The organism is Roseovarius conchicola, assembly GCF_041403425.1.
Taxonomy (GTDB): domain Bacteria; phylum Pseudomonadota; class Alphaproteobacteria; order Rhodobacterales; family Rhodobacteraceae; genus Roseovarius; species Roseovarius conchicola.
Window position 1 is genome coordinate 1 of record NZ_JBGEHK010000015.1, and the last position, 14544, is coordinate 14544.

Annotated in this window: 16 protein-coding genes; 7 read left to right on the forward strand and 9 right to left on the reverse strand. The window is 60.2% G+C overall.

Annotated elements, in window-relative coordinates:
• From V6N02_RS21770 to V6N02_RS21805, 8 genes are all read right to left on the reverse strand, one after another.
• A partial coding sequence (locus V6N02_RS21770; protein ID WP_371229633.1) for a glycosyltransferase family 2 protein occupies window positions 1-630 on the reverse strand: 630 nt, incomplete at its 3' end.
• A 187-nt stretch (window positions 631-817) separates the two neighbouring features.
• A complete protein-coding gene (locus tag V6N02_RS21775; protein ID WP_371229636.1) occupies window positions 818-2503 on the reverse strand; it encodes a sulfotransferase family protein in 1686 nt (561 codons plus the stop codon).
• Window positions 2500-3588, reverse strand: coding sequence for a glycosyltransferase (locus tag V6N02_RS21780; protein ID WP_371229638.1), 1089 nt, complete (start codon window positions 3586-3588; stop codon window positions 2500-2502). The genes V6N02_RS21775 and V6N02_RS21780 overlap by 4 nt, the downstream gene beginning before the upstream one ends.
• 139 nt (window positions 3589-3727) lie before the next feature.
• Window positions 3728-4621 (reverse strand): hypothetical protein, encoded by an 894-nt coding sequence (locus V6N02_RS21785; RefSeq protein WP_371229641.1) that lies wholly within the window; start codon window positions 4619-4621, stop codon window positions 3728-3730.
• A 59-nt stretch (window positions 4622-4680) separates the two neighbouring features.
• Window positions 4681-5097: a hypothetical protein gene (locus tag V6N02_RS21790; RefSeq protein ID WP_371229644.1), complete on the reverse strand. Its 417-nt coding sequence runs from the start codon at window positions 5095-5097 to the stop codon at window positions 4681-4683.
• Window positions 5098-5210: 113 nt separating this feature from the next.
• Window positions 5211-6392 (reverse strand): tetratricopeptide repeat protein, encoded by a 1182-nt coding sequence (locus V6N02_RS21795; RefSeq protein ID WP_371229647.1) that lies wholly within the window; start codon window positions 6390-6392, stop codon window positions 5211-5213.
• Window positions 6389-7999 (reverse strand): SEL1-like repeat protein, encoded by a 1611-nt coding sequence (locus V6N02_RS21800; protein ID WP_371229650.1) that lies wholly within the window; start codon window positions 7997-7999, stop codon window positions 6389-6391. The genes V6N02_RS21795 and V6N02_RS21800 overlap by 4 nt, the downstream gene beginning before the upstream one ends.
• A gap of 142 nt (window positions 8000-8141) precedes the next feature.
• Window positions 8142-8882: a prepilin peptidase gene (locus tag V6N02_RS21805; RefSeq protein WP_371229653.1), complete on the reverse strand. Its 741-nt coding sequence runs from the start codon at window positions 8880-8882 to the stop codon at window positions 8142-8144.
• Between the two features lie 85 nt (window positions 8883-8967).
• Between V6N02_RS21805 and gspG the strand changes: the two genes are divergently transcribed.
• The 7 genes from gspG to gspM are packed head-to-tail and all read left to right on the forward strand — an operon-like array spanning window position 8968 to window position 13524.
• Window positions 8968-9426, forward strand: a complete 459-nt coding sequence (gene gspG / locus V6N02_RS21810) for a type II secretion system major pseudopilin GspG (protein WP_371229655.1) — start codon at window positions 8968-8970, stop codon at window positions 9424-9426.
• The gene (locus V6N02_RS21815; RefSeq protein ID WP_371229658.1) at window positions 9411-9875 is read left to right on the forward strand and encodes a prepilin-type N-terminal cleavage/methylation domain-containing protein; all 465 of its coding nucleotides are present in this window, start codon (window positions 9411-9413) and stop codon (window positions 9873-9875) included. Before gspG ends, V6N02_RS21815 begins: the two co-directional genes overlap by 16 nt.
• The gene (gene gspI / locus V6N02_RS21820) at window positions 9860-10237 is read left to right on the forward strand and encodes a type II secretion system minor pseudopilin GspI (protein WP_371229661.1); all 378 of its coding nucleotides are present in this window, start codon (window positions 9860-9862) and stop codon (window positions 10235-10237) included. The genes V6N02_RS21815 and gspI overlap by 16 nt, the downstream gene beginning before the upstream one ends.
• A complete protein-coding gene (locus V6N02_RS21825; RefSeq protein ID WP_371229663.1) occupies window positions 10234-10905 on the forward strand; it encodes a type II secretion system protein GspJ in 672 nt (223 codons plus the stop codon). The genes gspI and V6N02_RS21825 overlap by 4 nt, the downstream gene beginning before the upstream one ends.
• Entirely contained in the window at window positions 10902-11792 is an 891-nt protein-coding gene (gspK, locus tag V6N02_RS21830; protein WP_371229666.1) for a type II secretion system minor pseudopilin GspK, read from the forward strand. Before V6N02_RS21825 ends, gspK begins: the two co-directional genes overlap by 4 nt.
• Entirely contained in the window at window positions 11789-13030 is a 1242-nt protein-coding gene (gene gspL / locus V6N02_RS21835) for a type II secretion system protein GspL (protein ID WP_371229668.1), read from the forward strand. Before gspK ends, gspL begins: the two co-directional genes overlap by 4 nt.
• The gene (gene gspM / locus V6N02_RS21840; RefSeq protein ID WP_371229670.1) at window positions 13027-13524 is read left to right on the forward strand and encodes a type II secretion system protein GspM; all 498 of its coding nucleotides are present in this window, start codon (window positions 13027-13029) and stop codon (window positions 13522-13524) included. Before gspL ends, gspM begins: the two co-directional genes overlap by 4 nt.
• Window positions 13525-13991: 467 nt before the next feature.
• Here gspM and V6N02_RS21845 read toward each other — a convergent pair whose 3' ends face one another.
• Window positions 13992-14507: a hypothetical protein gene (locus V6N02_RS21845; protein WP_371229673.1), complete on the reverse strand. Its 516-nt coding sequence runs from the start codon at window positions 14505-14507 to the stop codon at window positions 13992-13994.
• Between the last annotated feature and the right edge of the window lie 37 nt (window positions 14508-14544).

Below are 14544 nucleotides of genomic sequence, written 5' to 3' on the forward strand. Positions count from 1 at the left end.
GCCCCCGGGGCTCTGGAAGGCCGGGTCATAGCCCTGCAACTGATCGAACATGACGCGGGGCAGAGCCACCCAGCTGCATTCCGCGGGGAAACCGCCCAAAAATCCCGGGAGTGAGGACTGCGCCAGGGTGGAAATTTCGAACAGCTGATAGCCGTCTTCGGGCCAGGCTATCGTGTCGAGGAGTCCGTCCTCGACGGTCTGATCATAGCCTTGCTCGATCGAACGGTTTTGGACATCGGGACCCAGATGCCAGGACAGGCTGCCGATACACGGCGTTTCTGAAAGGCATAGGGCCGCCAGCGTGGCGTTGATCAGCCCCGGCGTTGCCATACGCGCGCCATCGACGATCAGCGCCACATATTGCCCCCGCGCCATCGTCACGCCGAGATTGAGGGCCTCTGCGGGCGACACCGAGCTGGTCTCGTGGAAATGGTAACGGAAATTCTGTCCCATCCCGGCGACCTCTTTCGCATCGAGCGGCTGATCGGAACCGTTGTCGATTGCGATGACCTCGTAATCCTCGGCGCTTGCGCCCCGCTGATAACTGGTCGACAGGCTCAGCAGAGTGCGCTTTGCCTCGCGACGCATGTTGTGGAAGATCACGACGATCGAAAGCAGGGGAGGGGTCATAGTCGATGTGTCGCTTTGTCAGTGGTCACGGCTCTAGCACTAATCTTTGACCCGAAACACGCCGGTCCAGTCGAGCACGTCAACCTGCCAAAGTACCTTTTGGCAACTAACCACATCACGTTGCCATGATAAAGGTCAGAGTATCGGGGAACCTGTCTGTGCTGTGCAGAATACCGCAGTGCCCGAGCTATGTTTTCGGGAACTCGCAGGGCGCGCCTGACGCGTCCAGGCCATAGTCATGCAGCGTGGCGACGTCTTTCGTCATGCGCCACACATCAGCGATGCGCTTGTCGGGCAGGTCGAAGGATTGACGCCGAGTCGTGTCCAGCGTCGGTTGTGCCAATCGGTCCACGGGCATTCCCGAGAATGCGGCCAGCTTGTTCCTGATTGATTCCCAGGAATTGAAAAGATCTTCGTACCGGATTTCGAGGTATTGTGACGCCGGAAGCATTTCACGGCAGAATCGTGTGACGCTGCCGACCTGCAGATGCCAGGACAACACGTTGTTCAACGTGTCGTCATCAAGAGAGTGCTGCAGGGGGATGGTAATTCTCTTGCGCGCAACTGACAGGACAAATTGCCCGATTTGGTCGTCCGCGCGCGAGGTCTTGTGGGTACGCCGCAGGCTTGATGTGACCGGATGCCGGACAATATGCACGACCTTGGCATCGGGAAATGCTTCCAGCACCTCTGGCACAAGGATCATGGTTTCAGGCAACTTCCAGCCCCAGTTGACCGCGCCGACATCTTCGAAATCGGAACGTTCAAGGATCCTTTGCGCTGTCTCGCGCATCTTATATTTTAGATGCGGAACAGAAAGTTCTTCGGGATCCTGCGCACTCGCCAGTTTGTCTGACACGCCGCCGTAGATCGTCTCGACCCACTCCATCGAGTCACTCGAATAATTCAGCTTGTTGCCCAGAAAAACGCCTGCGTCTTTGAAAACTTCGGACAACAGCCGCGTTCCAGAACCGCCGCGCCCCAGAAGCACAAGTGGTGGCTTTGCTGATAAGATATTTATCGGAGCAGGGCGCTGATACCGCGCCGCAAGTGGCCCCGCGAGCGATAGAACCGTCTTGCGTTCCTCCTCGGTCAGCCCTTCTTTCGATTTCCCCAGCGATGCGGTGTCGATACTGCGTGTTCGGCTCGTCTCGCCCGGCCCGGTGCCGACAAACACCTTTTCGTGCTGCCGGAGGTTCTCGTGATCTTCGAACTGCACATGGTTGCAAAGGACCGGCATGATTTCGTCGGGCTTGGCGACCAACTCTTCGTAGATGATGCGCAGGTTGCCCGGTGTCATCTGTGGCAATTCCTGGCAAAGGCGGGTCTTGATGGCCCAGACAATCGCGCGCTTGTGGTTGATCGGCAGAGTCTCATCCCGCAGACGTGCCATCTCCGGTTTGATCCAGTCCGGCAGGTCCGGTTTCTGCTCCATCAAACTGAGTTGATTGCGCACCATCTGGATCTGCGACAGGTTTTGCATCGAGGCGACCACATCCCGGGGGTCGCGCATCAGCGAAACGATCTTCTTGCGGGCATGCATCTGTTCAATCTGCGGCCCGTGATAGGTGAGGTTCGGCGCTTTCAGGATGATGTGCGTCACACCCGGTGCGAACCACAACAGGCCGTTTGGCAAATGCTGAAACCGCTGGTCGGGGTCTGCGTATTTCGCAGCGGCTTTTTCCAAAACTTTCGACAAAGGCGGTCGTGCGAGTGGTTTGTCCGGATCAAGTGCCTCGAACCAGGGATAGATGCCGTCCGGCTCATCCAGCAGAACGGCCTTGGGATGCGCACCGAGTATCTGGCCGGTCAAGGTCGTGCCGCTGCGCTGGCAGCCAACAACAAAGACAAATGTCGGCGCGGTACTGGTCATTGAATCATCTCGCTAATTCTTTGGGCGATGACGCGCGAGCCTTCCGTTGGCTCACTTGCAAATGCCCGTGCATTTTCGGCAAGGGTGGCATAATCGGCAGATGCGATTTTGTCATCAGTATCGTTGTCGACCGAACACAGACCAAGGCCTGCTTGCTCGATCAGCTCACCCAGAATCCGATGGTTTGGATCAGTGGGGACCACTCCAACCGGCACTCCTGCCGCCAGCGCCATATAGGTTGATCCGGCGCCGCCTTGGGTGACGCAGAACCGGGATTTGGCAAGGATAGCCTTCAGGGGCAACCAGCCATGGTAATGATCCGCCAGCCCTTTGCTTTGGGCGGCCTCGGCTTCGGTCCCGGCATAGACACTGGCCGAACTGCCGCTCCATTCCTTCAGAGAAGAGATGAGTTCATTATCGGGAAGATCCCGCCCTGTTGATCCCATGGACAACAACAGGATGTTTTCTTCGTTCAGAAGCGCATCGGGCTGATCGCCTTCGGACTGTTCGAAGATCGGCCCGCACAGTTCGTAAGATGACGGTAGCAGGTCCGGTCGCCTGCAAAGCGCGGGCGGGTCCGCAAGAAGCACGGCATCGGCGTCATACAGATCGAAGACAGATTTCAGTGGGCACAAACCGCGCGATGCACGAATTTCAGATACCCGGCCTCCGATCTCATCGTACCAGGTTTTCTGGGACGTCTCTGCATCATGTGCACGCGTGAGGAAGAAATTTGTTACATGAAATCTCTGGCAATCGGGGAATCGCGTCACCGACAGCCACCGCAGCGGGCACATGTCATGGACGATCGCATCTGGCGACAGGTCCCGAAACAAGGTCTCCAACCCATCGGCAAAGGCGACGGCGGGCAGGTCGCGCGCTTCCTTCGGAATGTTCACGGTGGAGAACTCGAAGCCAGACTTTTGCAGGATGTCATGATGAGACGCGACACCCGGAAGGACAAAATGGATTCGAGCATCGCTGGTTTCGCGAATGCGTCTGGCAATGCTGCTCAAACGGCTGACATGCCCCAATGCGGGACCTGACAGGAACAAAACCGTTTTGCGACGGGAAATTCGAGACATAACACTTTGCGACTGGGCCTGACGTTTTTGATGATCGCCGAATGGCGCGACCATACTCAGATGCCGACCCAAAGAAAACCTGCGCCGACCCAAACCGGCGCAGGTTAAATTATCGCTCAGTCAAAGCGTTGTTGCGGTCTTAAGGCGCGCAGGACAACACACCGCTGGCATTTGTGACGATACCGTTGGTGCAGTTTGCAAGACCGGCAATTGTCACCACACCCGCAGCCGAAATCTTGAATTCCTGCTGGCCGCTGCCGTTCAGGCTGATCCGGAAATCATCGTTGTCCGACACGTCCATGTCCCAGAAATCTGCGGAACCATCAGTGTTATCCAGACGAATACGTGGCAAACCGTCCGAGCCTGCTCCGTTGTTTTGCAGGTGCAGCATCGCGGACGGAGACTGAGTGCCAAGGCCGATATGCCCGGTGGTCCCCTCAATGAACAGAGAGTTGTTCGGTGCGCCCGGCTTGATCTTGAAGGGCAGCGTGCTGCCATTGGTCACGTCGCGAACAAAGAAGTTGGTTTCGTTCGCTGCCACGTCAAAGGTCTGGGGTGTAAAGCCGCTCGACCCGTCTTGCTCAAGGCGCAGAGTGGGCGTGTTACCGTTGACTGAATGCAGATCAACCACTGGTGTGTCGGTGCCAAACCCCACGCGGCCCGAGGCGTTCACATAGATCGAGTCATTACGGGCGCCAGCCAGAATGGTGAATGGCGTGCGGGCGTTGTCAACATCATCAACCGAGAACTTGTTGGCACCGCCGTTGTCGCTCTCGTTGAAGGTCAGCTGCCAGTCCACAGTGGGGAAGCTGGCTGAGGCCGATGTATCCTGTGCCTTGATCCGCAGGTTGTTTTCTTTCATGCGAATCGTGTCAAAGCCAAAGGATTCGCCGTTTACGCAGTCGACCCCGACACAGAGCGAACCCTGAATGATCACGTCGTCAGCAAAAACCTGATCGGCCTGGGCCGCCCCGACAGTCAGCACAAGCGCGCTGGCCCCCGCGGTCAGCAGATTTTTTGGATTGAAGTTCATTGTAGTGTCTCCTCGTTTACTGTTGGATATGGCCGTTACCCTAAGGCCAGTTGGCGGCGTTAACCGTCGTCTTCGTTGATTTCTTCTGGTGTAATAATCACGCCTCTTGAGACCTGAAACTGGCCAGAGGTTTGAAATGGTTTAAAGGCGGTATCGGTTTGTGCGTCACCGCGACCGCTGTCTAACTGGTTGACAACCTTCTCTTTTTCTTCCGTCGCGGCACTTAGCGAATAGCGATAGATGCCATCCACGGCATTCGCACTGTCCAGCGTGAACACCGGCGTACCGGAGACGGTATGAATGGTGATAACTTCTCCGTTGGGGGCCGAAACTTTCAACGTGGCATTGCTCAGACCCGTCCAGTTTTCGAACCAGACGGCAGTAGAGTTATGTTGTTGAACGGGTTCGACGGCCCATGCCGCTGTCGAGGCAAAGCAGAAAGCAATTCCAAGAAATAATCTTTTTACATGCGTCATATTCACGCACTCCCAGTCAAACTCTTAAGGCATTATTAATACAGAAGAAAAATACAAATCTAACAATTATTAAGCCTATGATCTTTAAGGTATAGCCGATATTTAACCAAATATTAAGACTTTCTTTCAAGAAATTTGACAGCCCGGAATTGCGCGTCATTGATCTGGCTTGCTGTCATGCTGCTTCCAAGGGCGTCGATCACGTCAGCTGCATCTGTTTGCCCTGCTGACCCGGCCAGAGTCAGCCACATGCGACCCAGCACGTAATCCTGCGGAACCCCGCGCCCCTCGAAATACAAAATCCCGAGATTGCGCATGGCCGGACCATAACCCGACTCTGCCGCGGCCCTGAACATCTCAACTGCCTCTGTCAGGGTAGCCGCGGTACCATCTGGCGTTTTGATCAGGTACCAGCCCAACTGAAACTGGGCCACCGGATCCCCGGCCTGTGCGGCCTGGCGTACAAGCGCTATTGAGTCATCGTCGTTGGGCAGGGGGGTAAGACGGGGATCATAGCGCAGAACCGGTGTGTTTTGCGGCGCAGCCCCACCAGCCCGACGGTAAAGTTCGGTGGCAAAGGCTTCGTCCAGCGGGACGCCAAAGCCGTTTTCGTAAAGCACACCGAGATTGCGCATGCCATCTGGCGATCCCTGTTCTGCGGCGGCGGCAAAAAGCTTGGCGGCGGTTTCGTAATCCTGCGGCACACCGTGGCCGCGCACATAAAGTAGGCCCAGATTGTTCTGCGCTCGGGCATGCCCTTTGGCTGCGGCCTGTTCATAGAGCATATGGGCCTCGGCATAATCCTGTGCGACGCCTGACCCCTCCTGATAGAGTACGCCAAGACTGACGATTGCCTCCAGATGCCCTGACTTGGAAGCCCAGGCATAAGCCTGCGCTGCGGCGGCCGGATCGGATGATCCATCGGCGCCGTGTTCTAACGCACGGCCCAGATCGTAAAGGTGGTCCGGATCGCCGCCCTCGGCAGCAGCCTTCAACCAGCGCAGCGCCTCGGCCTGGTTCTGCTCGATACCCAATCCACTGTGGTAATACCGACCCAGAAGGTTTTGCGCCTTGGCATCGCCACCCTCGGCCGCGCGGGCAGCCCATTCAGCCGCCGTACTGAAATTCTGCGCCACATTCGTGCCGTCGTGATAGGCAAAGGCCAGCGCCGACTGGGCGGATGGATCGCCCGCCTCGGCCTGCGCCATAAGTTGATCGGATGATGCCTGCTGGGCGAGGGCAGGGGCCGTTGCCAGAAACAGGATCAGCAGGCTGTAACGTGCGGCGCGGATCATTGATCAACCGTTACTGTTTGCGATGTTTCGGGCGGTTGTGGTTCGTGGTTATCGAACCAGCCACGCGCGGCCGCTTGCGCCTCGGCCACCTGTTCAGGTGTCATCAGGGCGTTGATGGTTTCACGCAGTTCGACCGCCTTGGTCTGACCCAGAGTGGCGGCAATGTTGAACCATTTGTGGGCCGCCACGTAATCCAGTTCGACATGGGTGCCGGTCATATACATTTCGCCGAGCCGAGCCTGTGCCGGGGCATCGCCCCCCATGGCGGCCTGTTCCAGCATCTTCGCACCGGCTGCGATGCGGTCCTGGTCTTCGCTGTCGAGATAGAGGGCCGCCAGACCCGATTGGGCGTCGCGAATACCCGCCTCGGCCTGTGCCGCAAGCCAGGCTTCCGCGTCGGCATCTGCGTTTTGCGCTGCATAAAGCGCCCAGGGAATGGCCGTCTGCGGGGCAAAACGCCCCTCCAGTGTACCGTTGGCAGCCAATTGGCCCAGCCGCAAGGCAGCCTGGTTGGCATCCTTGGTGTCCAACGCCTGTTGGTACAAGGCGATGGCGCGGTCCATGTCCTGTTCGACCCCGCGCCCCACCTCATAAAAGCGGCCCAGGGCCACTTTCGCGCGGCCTAGCCCGTATTCGCTGGCGCGGTTATACCAGTCGGCAGCAGTTTCATCGTTGCGCTCCACACCCATGCCCGTTGCATAGGCCACCGCGATATTGACCATGGCCCCGGGATCGCCGGCCTTGGCAGCTGTTGTCAGCCAGCGCAGCCCTTCGTCGACATTCTGCGGAACGGTTTCACCCTTGAGGTAATAGGTGCCAAGGCTGCGTTGGGCGATGGGCAGGCCGTTTTCTGCGGCTCGGCGATACCATTCTATCGCGGTCGAGATGCTCTGTTGGACGCCTCGACCCGATTCATATGCGGCGGCGAGGAAATACTGTGCTTCGACATGGTTGTTATCGGCAGCCCGTTCGAGCCAGGCCAGAGCCTGCGCGTTGTTATGCTCGGTGCCGATGCCCCGTGAGTAAAGCCGACTCAACTCGTATTGCGATTCGGCATGCTCTTGTTGCGCTGCGGCCAGAAGCCAATTGAAGGCGGCCTTGTTGTCCTGTGCCACCCCATTGCCTTCGCGATAGAGTAAGGCCAGGTAATACTGGGCCTCGTCATCGCCGAGGGCGGCTGCCCGGGACAGCAGGTCGGCGGCCTTTCCCGTATCCCGCGCCAAGGCGGTCGGATTGTCCTGATCCTGGGAAATGTTGCTGAGATAGATACGCGCTAGAAGGGTCATCGCTTCGACATGATTCTGCTCGGCGGCACGTGACAGAAAGACGACGGCTTCATCCATATCGACCGGTCCGCCGCGCCCCTCGACCAGCACCCGGCCATAACGGTACTGCGCCAGCGGTGTTTCCTCTTCTTCGGCAAGGTGCTTCAGACCTTCCCGCACAAACACAAAGTCGTTTGCTTTCCAGGCCTGTTCGATTTCGGCCATGGTGACCGGGGCAGGCGTATCCTGCGCATAAGCAGGCAGGGCCGCAGCACACATTGTGACAAGCAAAATCCCGGCAAACCAGCCGCGGATCCGGAAAGGAAGGGAAAGTGGCTTCATGAATGAGGGTCCAGAAAAGGAAAGTTAATAACTCGTTAAAGCTTATCGTAGCTTTTTGAAGGGCACCATAGTTTGTGTGGCTGATCGCATGTGCGGTTTTTGGTGGCCTGTTCATGCGGTCGGCACAGAGAGAGAAACGACCTTACACCATCCTCTGAGCAACCCAGATCACCACGGTGGCGCAGGCAAGGGCGGCCCCGAATGGAAGGGGTCGTGTGGGGCTGAGCGCGCGGGCCGAACGTAATCGTCCCACCGCTGCCACGGCCAGGGTGGTTAAGGCGGCGACCAACAGCATCATGGGCAGGTCATATGGACCCAACGCAGCCCCCAGACCTGCGATCAGTTTCACATCCCCCAGTCCCAATCCCTCGCGCCCGCGTATCCAGCGATATCCCCAGCGCAGAATCGCAAAGCTGCCCACCCCGATCACAGCCCCCCAAAGCGCCATCTCGGGGCGCGGCAAGCCGGTGACCCACGCCAGTGCCAGGGCGATGACAAACAACGCTCCGGTTAAGGGATCTGGCAGGCGGAACCACAGCAGGTCACTGGCGACAAGGGCCTGTAAAACCCATAAGAACAGGGCATAAAGCACGATTTCTGCTGGCGTGGTGCCAAGGATCAGGGCCAGTATGGCACAGCCGATGGCGATGATCTCCATGTAAAGCAGCCACGGTGGAATAGGGGCTTTGCACTGACGACAACGCCCCGCGCTGAGGGCAAAGGACAGGATCGGGAGCAGATCGCGCGGTTTGAGCGGCGTTTTGCAGCTGCGGCAGGCCGATGGTTTTCTCACCACGTCTTCGCCGCGCGGCAGCCTGTCGGCCAGCACTGCCAGAAAAGACCCGATGGCGGGGCTGATCAAAAGAAGGAAGGGGCCCAACATGCTGTCCTTGATAGGCGGCACGAGCGCGATTGTCAGCCCGGAGATGCGGCTCTATCATGCGCGTAATTGAAATGAGGATATTCGCATGATGATTGCCGCACCCGCCCCCAAACAGGCTGAACAACGTGATGCAGGCTTCTCTTTGCTTGAGCTGATGGTTGTGGTGGTGATTCTATCGATTCTGGCGCTGGTGATCGTGCCCCGGGTGATCGACCGGCCCGATCAGGCCCGCGTGGCCCGGGCGCAATCGGACATCGCGGCGATTGCCAGTGCGATCAATCTCTACCGGCTGGACAATCTACGCTATCCCACCACAGAACAGGGATTGAGTGCGCTGGTCAGCCCGCCCACCACCGAACCCGCCGCGCCAAACTGGGCGACGAACGGGTATATCGACCGGCTGCCGGTTGATCCGTGGGGACAGCCCTATCAATACCTGTCCCCCGGCGTGCATGGCGATTTTGACATCTTTTCTTATGGGGCGGATGCGGCCCCCGGCGGCACAGGCGCGGATGCGGATATAGGCTCGTGGGGACAAAGCTGACCTCGGGAAAAGGCCCGCAGGCCGGGTTTACCCTGATTGAACTTCTGGTGGTGATCGCGGTTTTGGCGGTGCTGAGCGTGGGGGCGGTTCTGGTTGCCGGGCGTGGCGGGCCAGAGGCGAGCGGCACGGCCGACATGACCCGCTTTTACGATCAGTTTGCCACCCAGCGTGCCCTGGCTATCCAGGGCCGCGAGACGCGTGGGCTCGTCGTGCAGGGCGACGGGTTGCAGACGGCGCGTCTGGGGCCGGAGGGCTGGGCATTTTCAGAGGCGATACAGCCCTGGCGCGGCGATGTCGCCTTTGCACGGGAAAACGAAACCTTTGTCCTGAACGCACCGGATATCCGGTTTCTGTCCAATGGCCGGACCAGTGTTTTCACGATCGGCTTTGCGGATGGTGGGCGCTGTGAGGCCGATGGCAGGGCGGGGCTGACATGCGACGTGCGCTGAAGCGAACCACCCGCGGGCTGACCCTACTGGAGTTGGTCATCGCCGTGATGGTTCTCTCACTGGGTAGCATTGCGGCCATTCGTGCCACCGATCAGTCCCGCGTGGCGATCGGGGGCATGCAGACCCGTGTTCTGGCCCAGATCGTGGCCCGCAACCGGGTGCAGGAACTCCAGCTTTATGGCGCTGTTCAATCGGGCAGCCTGCCCGCGACGGTGGAGATGGGTGGACGCAGTTTTCAGATCACCACCGACACGACGAGTACAGCCGGGGGGCTGATCGAAGCGCGCGTGGCGGTGCGCGGCCCGGACGGGCCGGGGGCGTTTCTTGTGGCCTATGTAAGCCCGCTGGGGCCGGGGCAATGACGCGGGGCCTGACCTTGATCGAACTGGTCATCGCGATGGCCGTCTTTGCCTTGATTGCGGTGATGGGTCTGCAAAGCCTGTCTGGCAGCCTGATCATGCGGGACCGTCTGAGCGCCACGGCGGAACAGACAAACCAGATGGGGCAGGGGGTTGCGTTGCTGCGCAATGATCTGTCGGCGGCCTTGCCGATGCTGTTTTTCCCGCCCGAGAAGGGCGCGCCCTTGTCGGCGCTCAGGTCGCTGCGCGGGTCCAGAGGGTTCAGCCTGTCCGTGGGTGGGCAGCCAGCGTTGACATTGTCCAGCGGTGGCAGTGATGCGATGCACAAACAGCGCGTCACATGGCAGTTCGATCCCGATCAGCAGCGCCTGACGCGGGCTGTCTGGCCCACGCTTTACCCCGCGAGCGCCGCCCAGCAAGGGCCACAGGTGCCGGTGCTGGAGGGGGTAACAGGCGTTGCCTTCCGTAGTTTTTGGGCAGGACAGGGATGGACCAACGGGATGCGCGCGCCCAGCGGGGCGCTTCAGAGCGGCAATAGCCCCGCGCTTGATGATGACAGTGCGGGCAGTACCACGCCCGAGATTTATTCCGACACGTTACCTCGCGCGATCGAGGTTACGCTGGAAACCCGGGATTACGGTCAGATCGTGCTGCTGGAGTATTTTCAATGAGAAGGTCGCGCGGCTTTGTTCTGATCAATGCGCTGGTGCTGGTCGCGGCTTTGTCCGCGGTCGCGTTGGCGCTGCTGGCCCGCGCCGAAGGGAGCCGCATCCGGGTGCTGGCCGCCGGACAGGCGGTACAGCTTGAGCTGTATCTGGACGCGTATGAGGTTCTGGCGCAATCGCTGCTCAATCGGGATATCGGGGCGATGGATCACGAAGGCGAAGCCTGGGCACGCGACGATAATGATCTGTCGTTGGATCGCGGCCGTGTTGCGGGCCAGATCACGGACCTGCAGGGACGTTTCAACCTCAACTGGCTGACTAATCCCGAGGATGTCGTGGTGCGCAACGCTTTCGAGGCGCTGGTGGCACGGCTGGGCGTGTCCACGCGTGTGCGGGACGAGATTATCGCGGCCCTTGGCCCGGGCGGCGGGGATAGCGAGGCCCGCCGCGATCAGGGCGTGCCCGAAGATCTGCCCGGTGGAGCGGCCCTGATGCTGGATCAATTGCCGATTCCGGACGACGCGCTTGAGCGCCTCGACCCCTATGTCACCGTTCTGGCAGGGGGTGGAAAATTGAATGTGAACACGGTCACCGCGCCCGTGCTGGCCAGTTTTCTGCCCGGTGCCAGCCCGGCGGCACTGGACACGCTTCTGCGCACGCGCGCGACAGAACCATTCACGTCCGTCGAGGACTTCAAAAATCGCCTGATTGATGCGGTCGGCGCTGAACTGGTTGAAAACCTTGATGAAGATCGGTTTGGCATCGGCTCGGAATGGTTCGAGGTCACGATTACAGCCGCGCTGGACGGGCAAATCGCACGCCGCGACGTGGTTTTGCAACGCTTGCCGCTTCCTGTGGGCGCGCAAGTGGCCTATCGTCTGGACACGTGGTGAGCGGAGAAGCAGTGGTGAACGCCGACACTAAGATCAAAGTGGACGGAGACGGGGCAGGTGGGCCCTTTCCCGACTCGTTTGCCTACCTGTCAGAGGCGGGCACGGCCCTGACGGCCCGGCAGATCGGGCTGGTTCCGGGGGGTGATGTACCCTTGCTGGCAGTTGAACTGCCCGACGCCCTGCGTGGCCATGCCCGCGAACAAGTGGCCGAGCGGCAGATGCGTGATGCCCTGGGCGGCGGCAATGACAAGATCGTAATCCGCCCCTTCCACGGCCCCGGAAATCCGCAGGACTGGTCCCGCGTGCTGGTGGCTGACCGTGACAGGCTGGACGATTGGCGTCGCATGGCAGGCCCGGCATGCAAAGCGGTCTTACCCGATTATCTGGCCTTGCCGACCGATGCGGGGCTATGGACCATCGCCGGTAATGGGGCGACTATACTGACCCGGCTGGGCCCTGAGGATGGGTTTAGCGCAACCCCTTCTGTTGCCCTGCGCCTTTTGAAGGATGCCTTGGCGGCCGCCGATCCGATGCCCCGCGCCGTATTCAGCCCTCAGCCGCTAACGCCCGAAATCGAGGCTCTGTTCGAGGCGCATGACGTGCCGGTTGCGGACAGTGAGACAGCGCTGTCTGCCGTCGGCTTTGCCCCTCCGCGCGTGTTGGCGCATGGCGAGCTGGCATTTGATTTGCGGCGTGATCCACGCGCGGCACGGGCGCAACTGAAAGCCCGTATCCTTCCGTGGCGTTGGCCCGTTCTGATTGGGGCGCTGGCGATGTGCCTGTGGGCCGCAGCCCAGATGCTGGCCATTCGTGGCCTGGAAGATCAGGCGACACAGTATCGTGCAGCGACCCTGGAAACGGTGCGCGCCGAGTTCGTGCCCACGGGGCCGGTGCTGGATATCCGCACTCAGGTCAGCCGGGCGCTGGCCGAGGCGCGGGTGGCCGCGGCGGGGGCAGGGGAACGCGTGTCGCCCCTTGATCTTCTGGGTCTGGCCGCAGATGTGATGACCACGCGCAAGGCCCAACCCGACTTTGTCGCCTACACGGTCGCAGACGGGCTAAGCGCTGTGGTGCGGGTGGAGAACTTTGCCGCGGCCGATGATCTTGCCGCCGCGTTGCGCGAGGCCGGTCTGGTGGCGACGGTGGTGGAAAGCCGGGTCAGCGAGGGTGAAGACGGTGTGCGCACCGAATTGCGCATCGCCGCCCCGGACAAGACGATTGCGGGGGAGGGCGGATGATCGAACGGTTCATCGATTTCCTGATCAGGCTTGCCCCGCGCGAACGCGTTTTGCTGGCGTTGCTTGTCGTCGTCATTCTGCCCGCCGCATTGGTGTTGGGCTGGCTTTTGCCGCTGTCCGAGGCGCGCAGTTCTGCCCAGACCGCGTTGGCCGAGGCGCAGGCGCTGGACAGTTGGGTGATGGGCCGTCAGGCGGAAAAGGCAGCTTTGGCCCTTCCATCCGACTCCGGGGTTGTGGCCCCGGCCATCGGCGCGTCGGCCTTAGAGCAAAGCCTGATCTCGGCCCAGCTGCGCCCCAGTCTGAGTACCCTTGAAACACGGGATGGCGGCGAGATCGCCCTGCGGTTTGACGCCGTGAATTTCGTCGACCTGATGCGCTGGATGGATGCCGAGGACCCGGCATGGGGATACCAGATCACGGCGCTGAGGATCGACCGCACCGACCGCTCTGCTGTCGTGGAAGCGGGCCTGACCTTGCAGCCCTTGGGGCAGTAAACGCGCGGATGCAAAGATGATGGCGTCTTGGGATGCAGGATGATTTTGAACCTCGCGCCAAAGACCTGACCCATGATAGCGAACTTGGCAAAAGCAGCCTTCGGGGCAGGGTGCAGCGAATGTCGGCTTCGAACCCAAAGCGGTCGTCACAGCTACGCGCCCAGCCGGTTAACAGCCGCGCAGCGGCCCGGCCATCGTCAGCCCCTCCCTTGGGCTGGCGATTTGTATTAAGACGGCGCTGCGTTCATTCTGTGGATGTACTTTGCGACCATAAAGTGCCCTGAAGCAAATGGCGGCCGCCCCCCCAGGGGCTGACGTTGGCCTCTGGTGGCTGGCGCATGACGAAGGTCGGCTTGATCCCGCACCGATACCAATCGTGAGAGGCCGCTCCAAGCCTGATCCGGGTTAAAACCGCCTGATGGATGCAAGGATCATCTTGTCCAAGGTCTCAGCATGCTGGGGGCGGTTCAGAGGGATTGCAGGCGGACGTTGATTGAAGCCTGACGTCCGGCCATCGCGCCCATTGGGTCCATGCCGGGATGGGCCTTGAGCATTTCGCCCAAAGACGCTTTCGCCGCCAGGAGGTGGCGCTTGCCCGCCGCCCGGTCGCCTGCGTTCAGCGCGGCCACGCCCAGTTCATGTTCGGCGGTGCCATGTACGGCCAAGGCAGCCGAGCGCAATGACTTGTCGTCGGTCTGGGACAGTGCTCTGGCCTGGGCTGACGCCTTGTCGTAGTGGCCGGCCCGCAGCTGGGTATGGGCGTATTCCAGTCGCATGCGCGGTGCCAGTGGTCCGGCCTTTGGAATAAGCGCGGCATAGGCCTGACTGGCTTGCGAATAGCGGCCGCGCTCCAGCGCATCGCGGGCGATGCCATATTGCTTTTGAAAATTCTTCTCGCCAATACCGGTCCCTTCGTCACACGCGCTGAGCACGAGGAGCGAAAAGCCCAAAAATCCGGCGGTTGCCAGTGATCTTACCTGCATCTGTCTGCTCGTCTTTGTTTTTATCTTTCAATGTGCG

Excerpts from the sequence above, each read along its gene's own strand:
- V6N02_RS21775 (WP_371229636.1), bottom strand. The coding sequence starts at position 2,503 with ATGACCAGTACCGCGCCGACATTTGTCTTTGTTGTTGGCTGCCAGCGC.
- V6N02_RS21780 (WP_371229638.1), bottom strand. The coding sequence starts at position 3,588 with ATGTCTCGAATTTCCCGTCGCAAAACGGTTTTGTTCCTGTCAGGTCCC.
- V6N02_RS21785 (WP_371229641.1), bottom strand. The coding sequence starts at position 4,621 with ATGAACTTCAATCCAAAAAATCTGCTGACCGCGGGGGCCAGCGCGCTT.
- V6N02_RS21790 (WP_371229644.1), bottom strand. The coding sequence starts at position 5,097 with ATGACGCATGTAAAAAGATTATTTCTTGGAATTGCTTTCTGCTTTGCC.
- V6N02_RS21795 (WP_371229647.1), bottom strand. The coding sequence starts at position 6,392 with ATGATCCGCGCCGCACGTTACAGCCTGCTGATCCTGTTTCTGGCAACG.
- V6N02_RS21800 (WP_371229650.1), bottom strand. The coding sequence starts at position 7,999 with ATGAAGCCACTTTCCCTTCCTTTCCGGATCCGCGGCTGGTTTGCCGGG.
- V6N02_RS21805 (WP_371229653.1), bottom strand. The coding sequence starts at position 8,882 with ATGTTGGGCCCCTTCCTTCTTTTGATCAGCCCCGCCATCGGGTCTTTT.
- gspG (WP_371229655.1), top strand. The coding sequence starts at position 8,968 with ATGATGATTGCCGCACCCGCCCCCAAACAGGCTGAACAACGTGATGCA.
- gspI (WP_371229661.1), top strand. The coding sequence starts at position 9,860 with ATGCGACGTGCGCTGAAGCGAACCACCCGCGGGCTGACCCTACTGGAG.
- V6N02_RS21825 (WP_371229663.1), top strand. The coding sequence starts at position 10,234 with ATGACGCGGGGCCTGACCTTGATCGAACTGGTCATCGCGATGGCCGTC.
- gspK (WP_371229666.1), top strand. The coding sequence starts at position 10,902 with ATGAGAAGGTCGCGCGGCTTTGTTCTGATCAATGCGCTGGTGCTGGTC.
- gspM (WP_371229670.1), top strand. The coding sequence starts at position 13,027 with ATGATCGAACGGTTCATCGATTTCCTGATCAGGCTTGCCCCGCGCGAA.
- V6N02_RS21845 (WP_371229673.1), bottom strand. The coding sequence starts at position 14,507 with ATGCAGGTAAGATCACTGGCAACCGCCGGATTTTTGGGCTTTTCGCTC.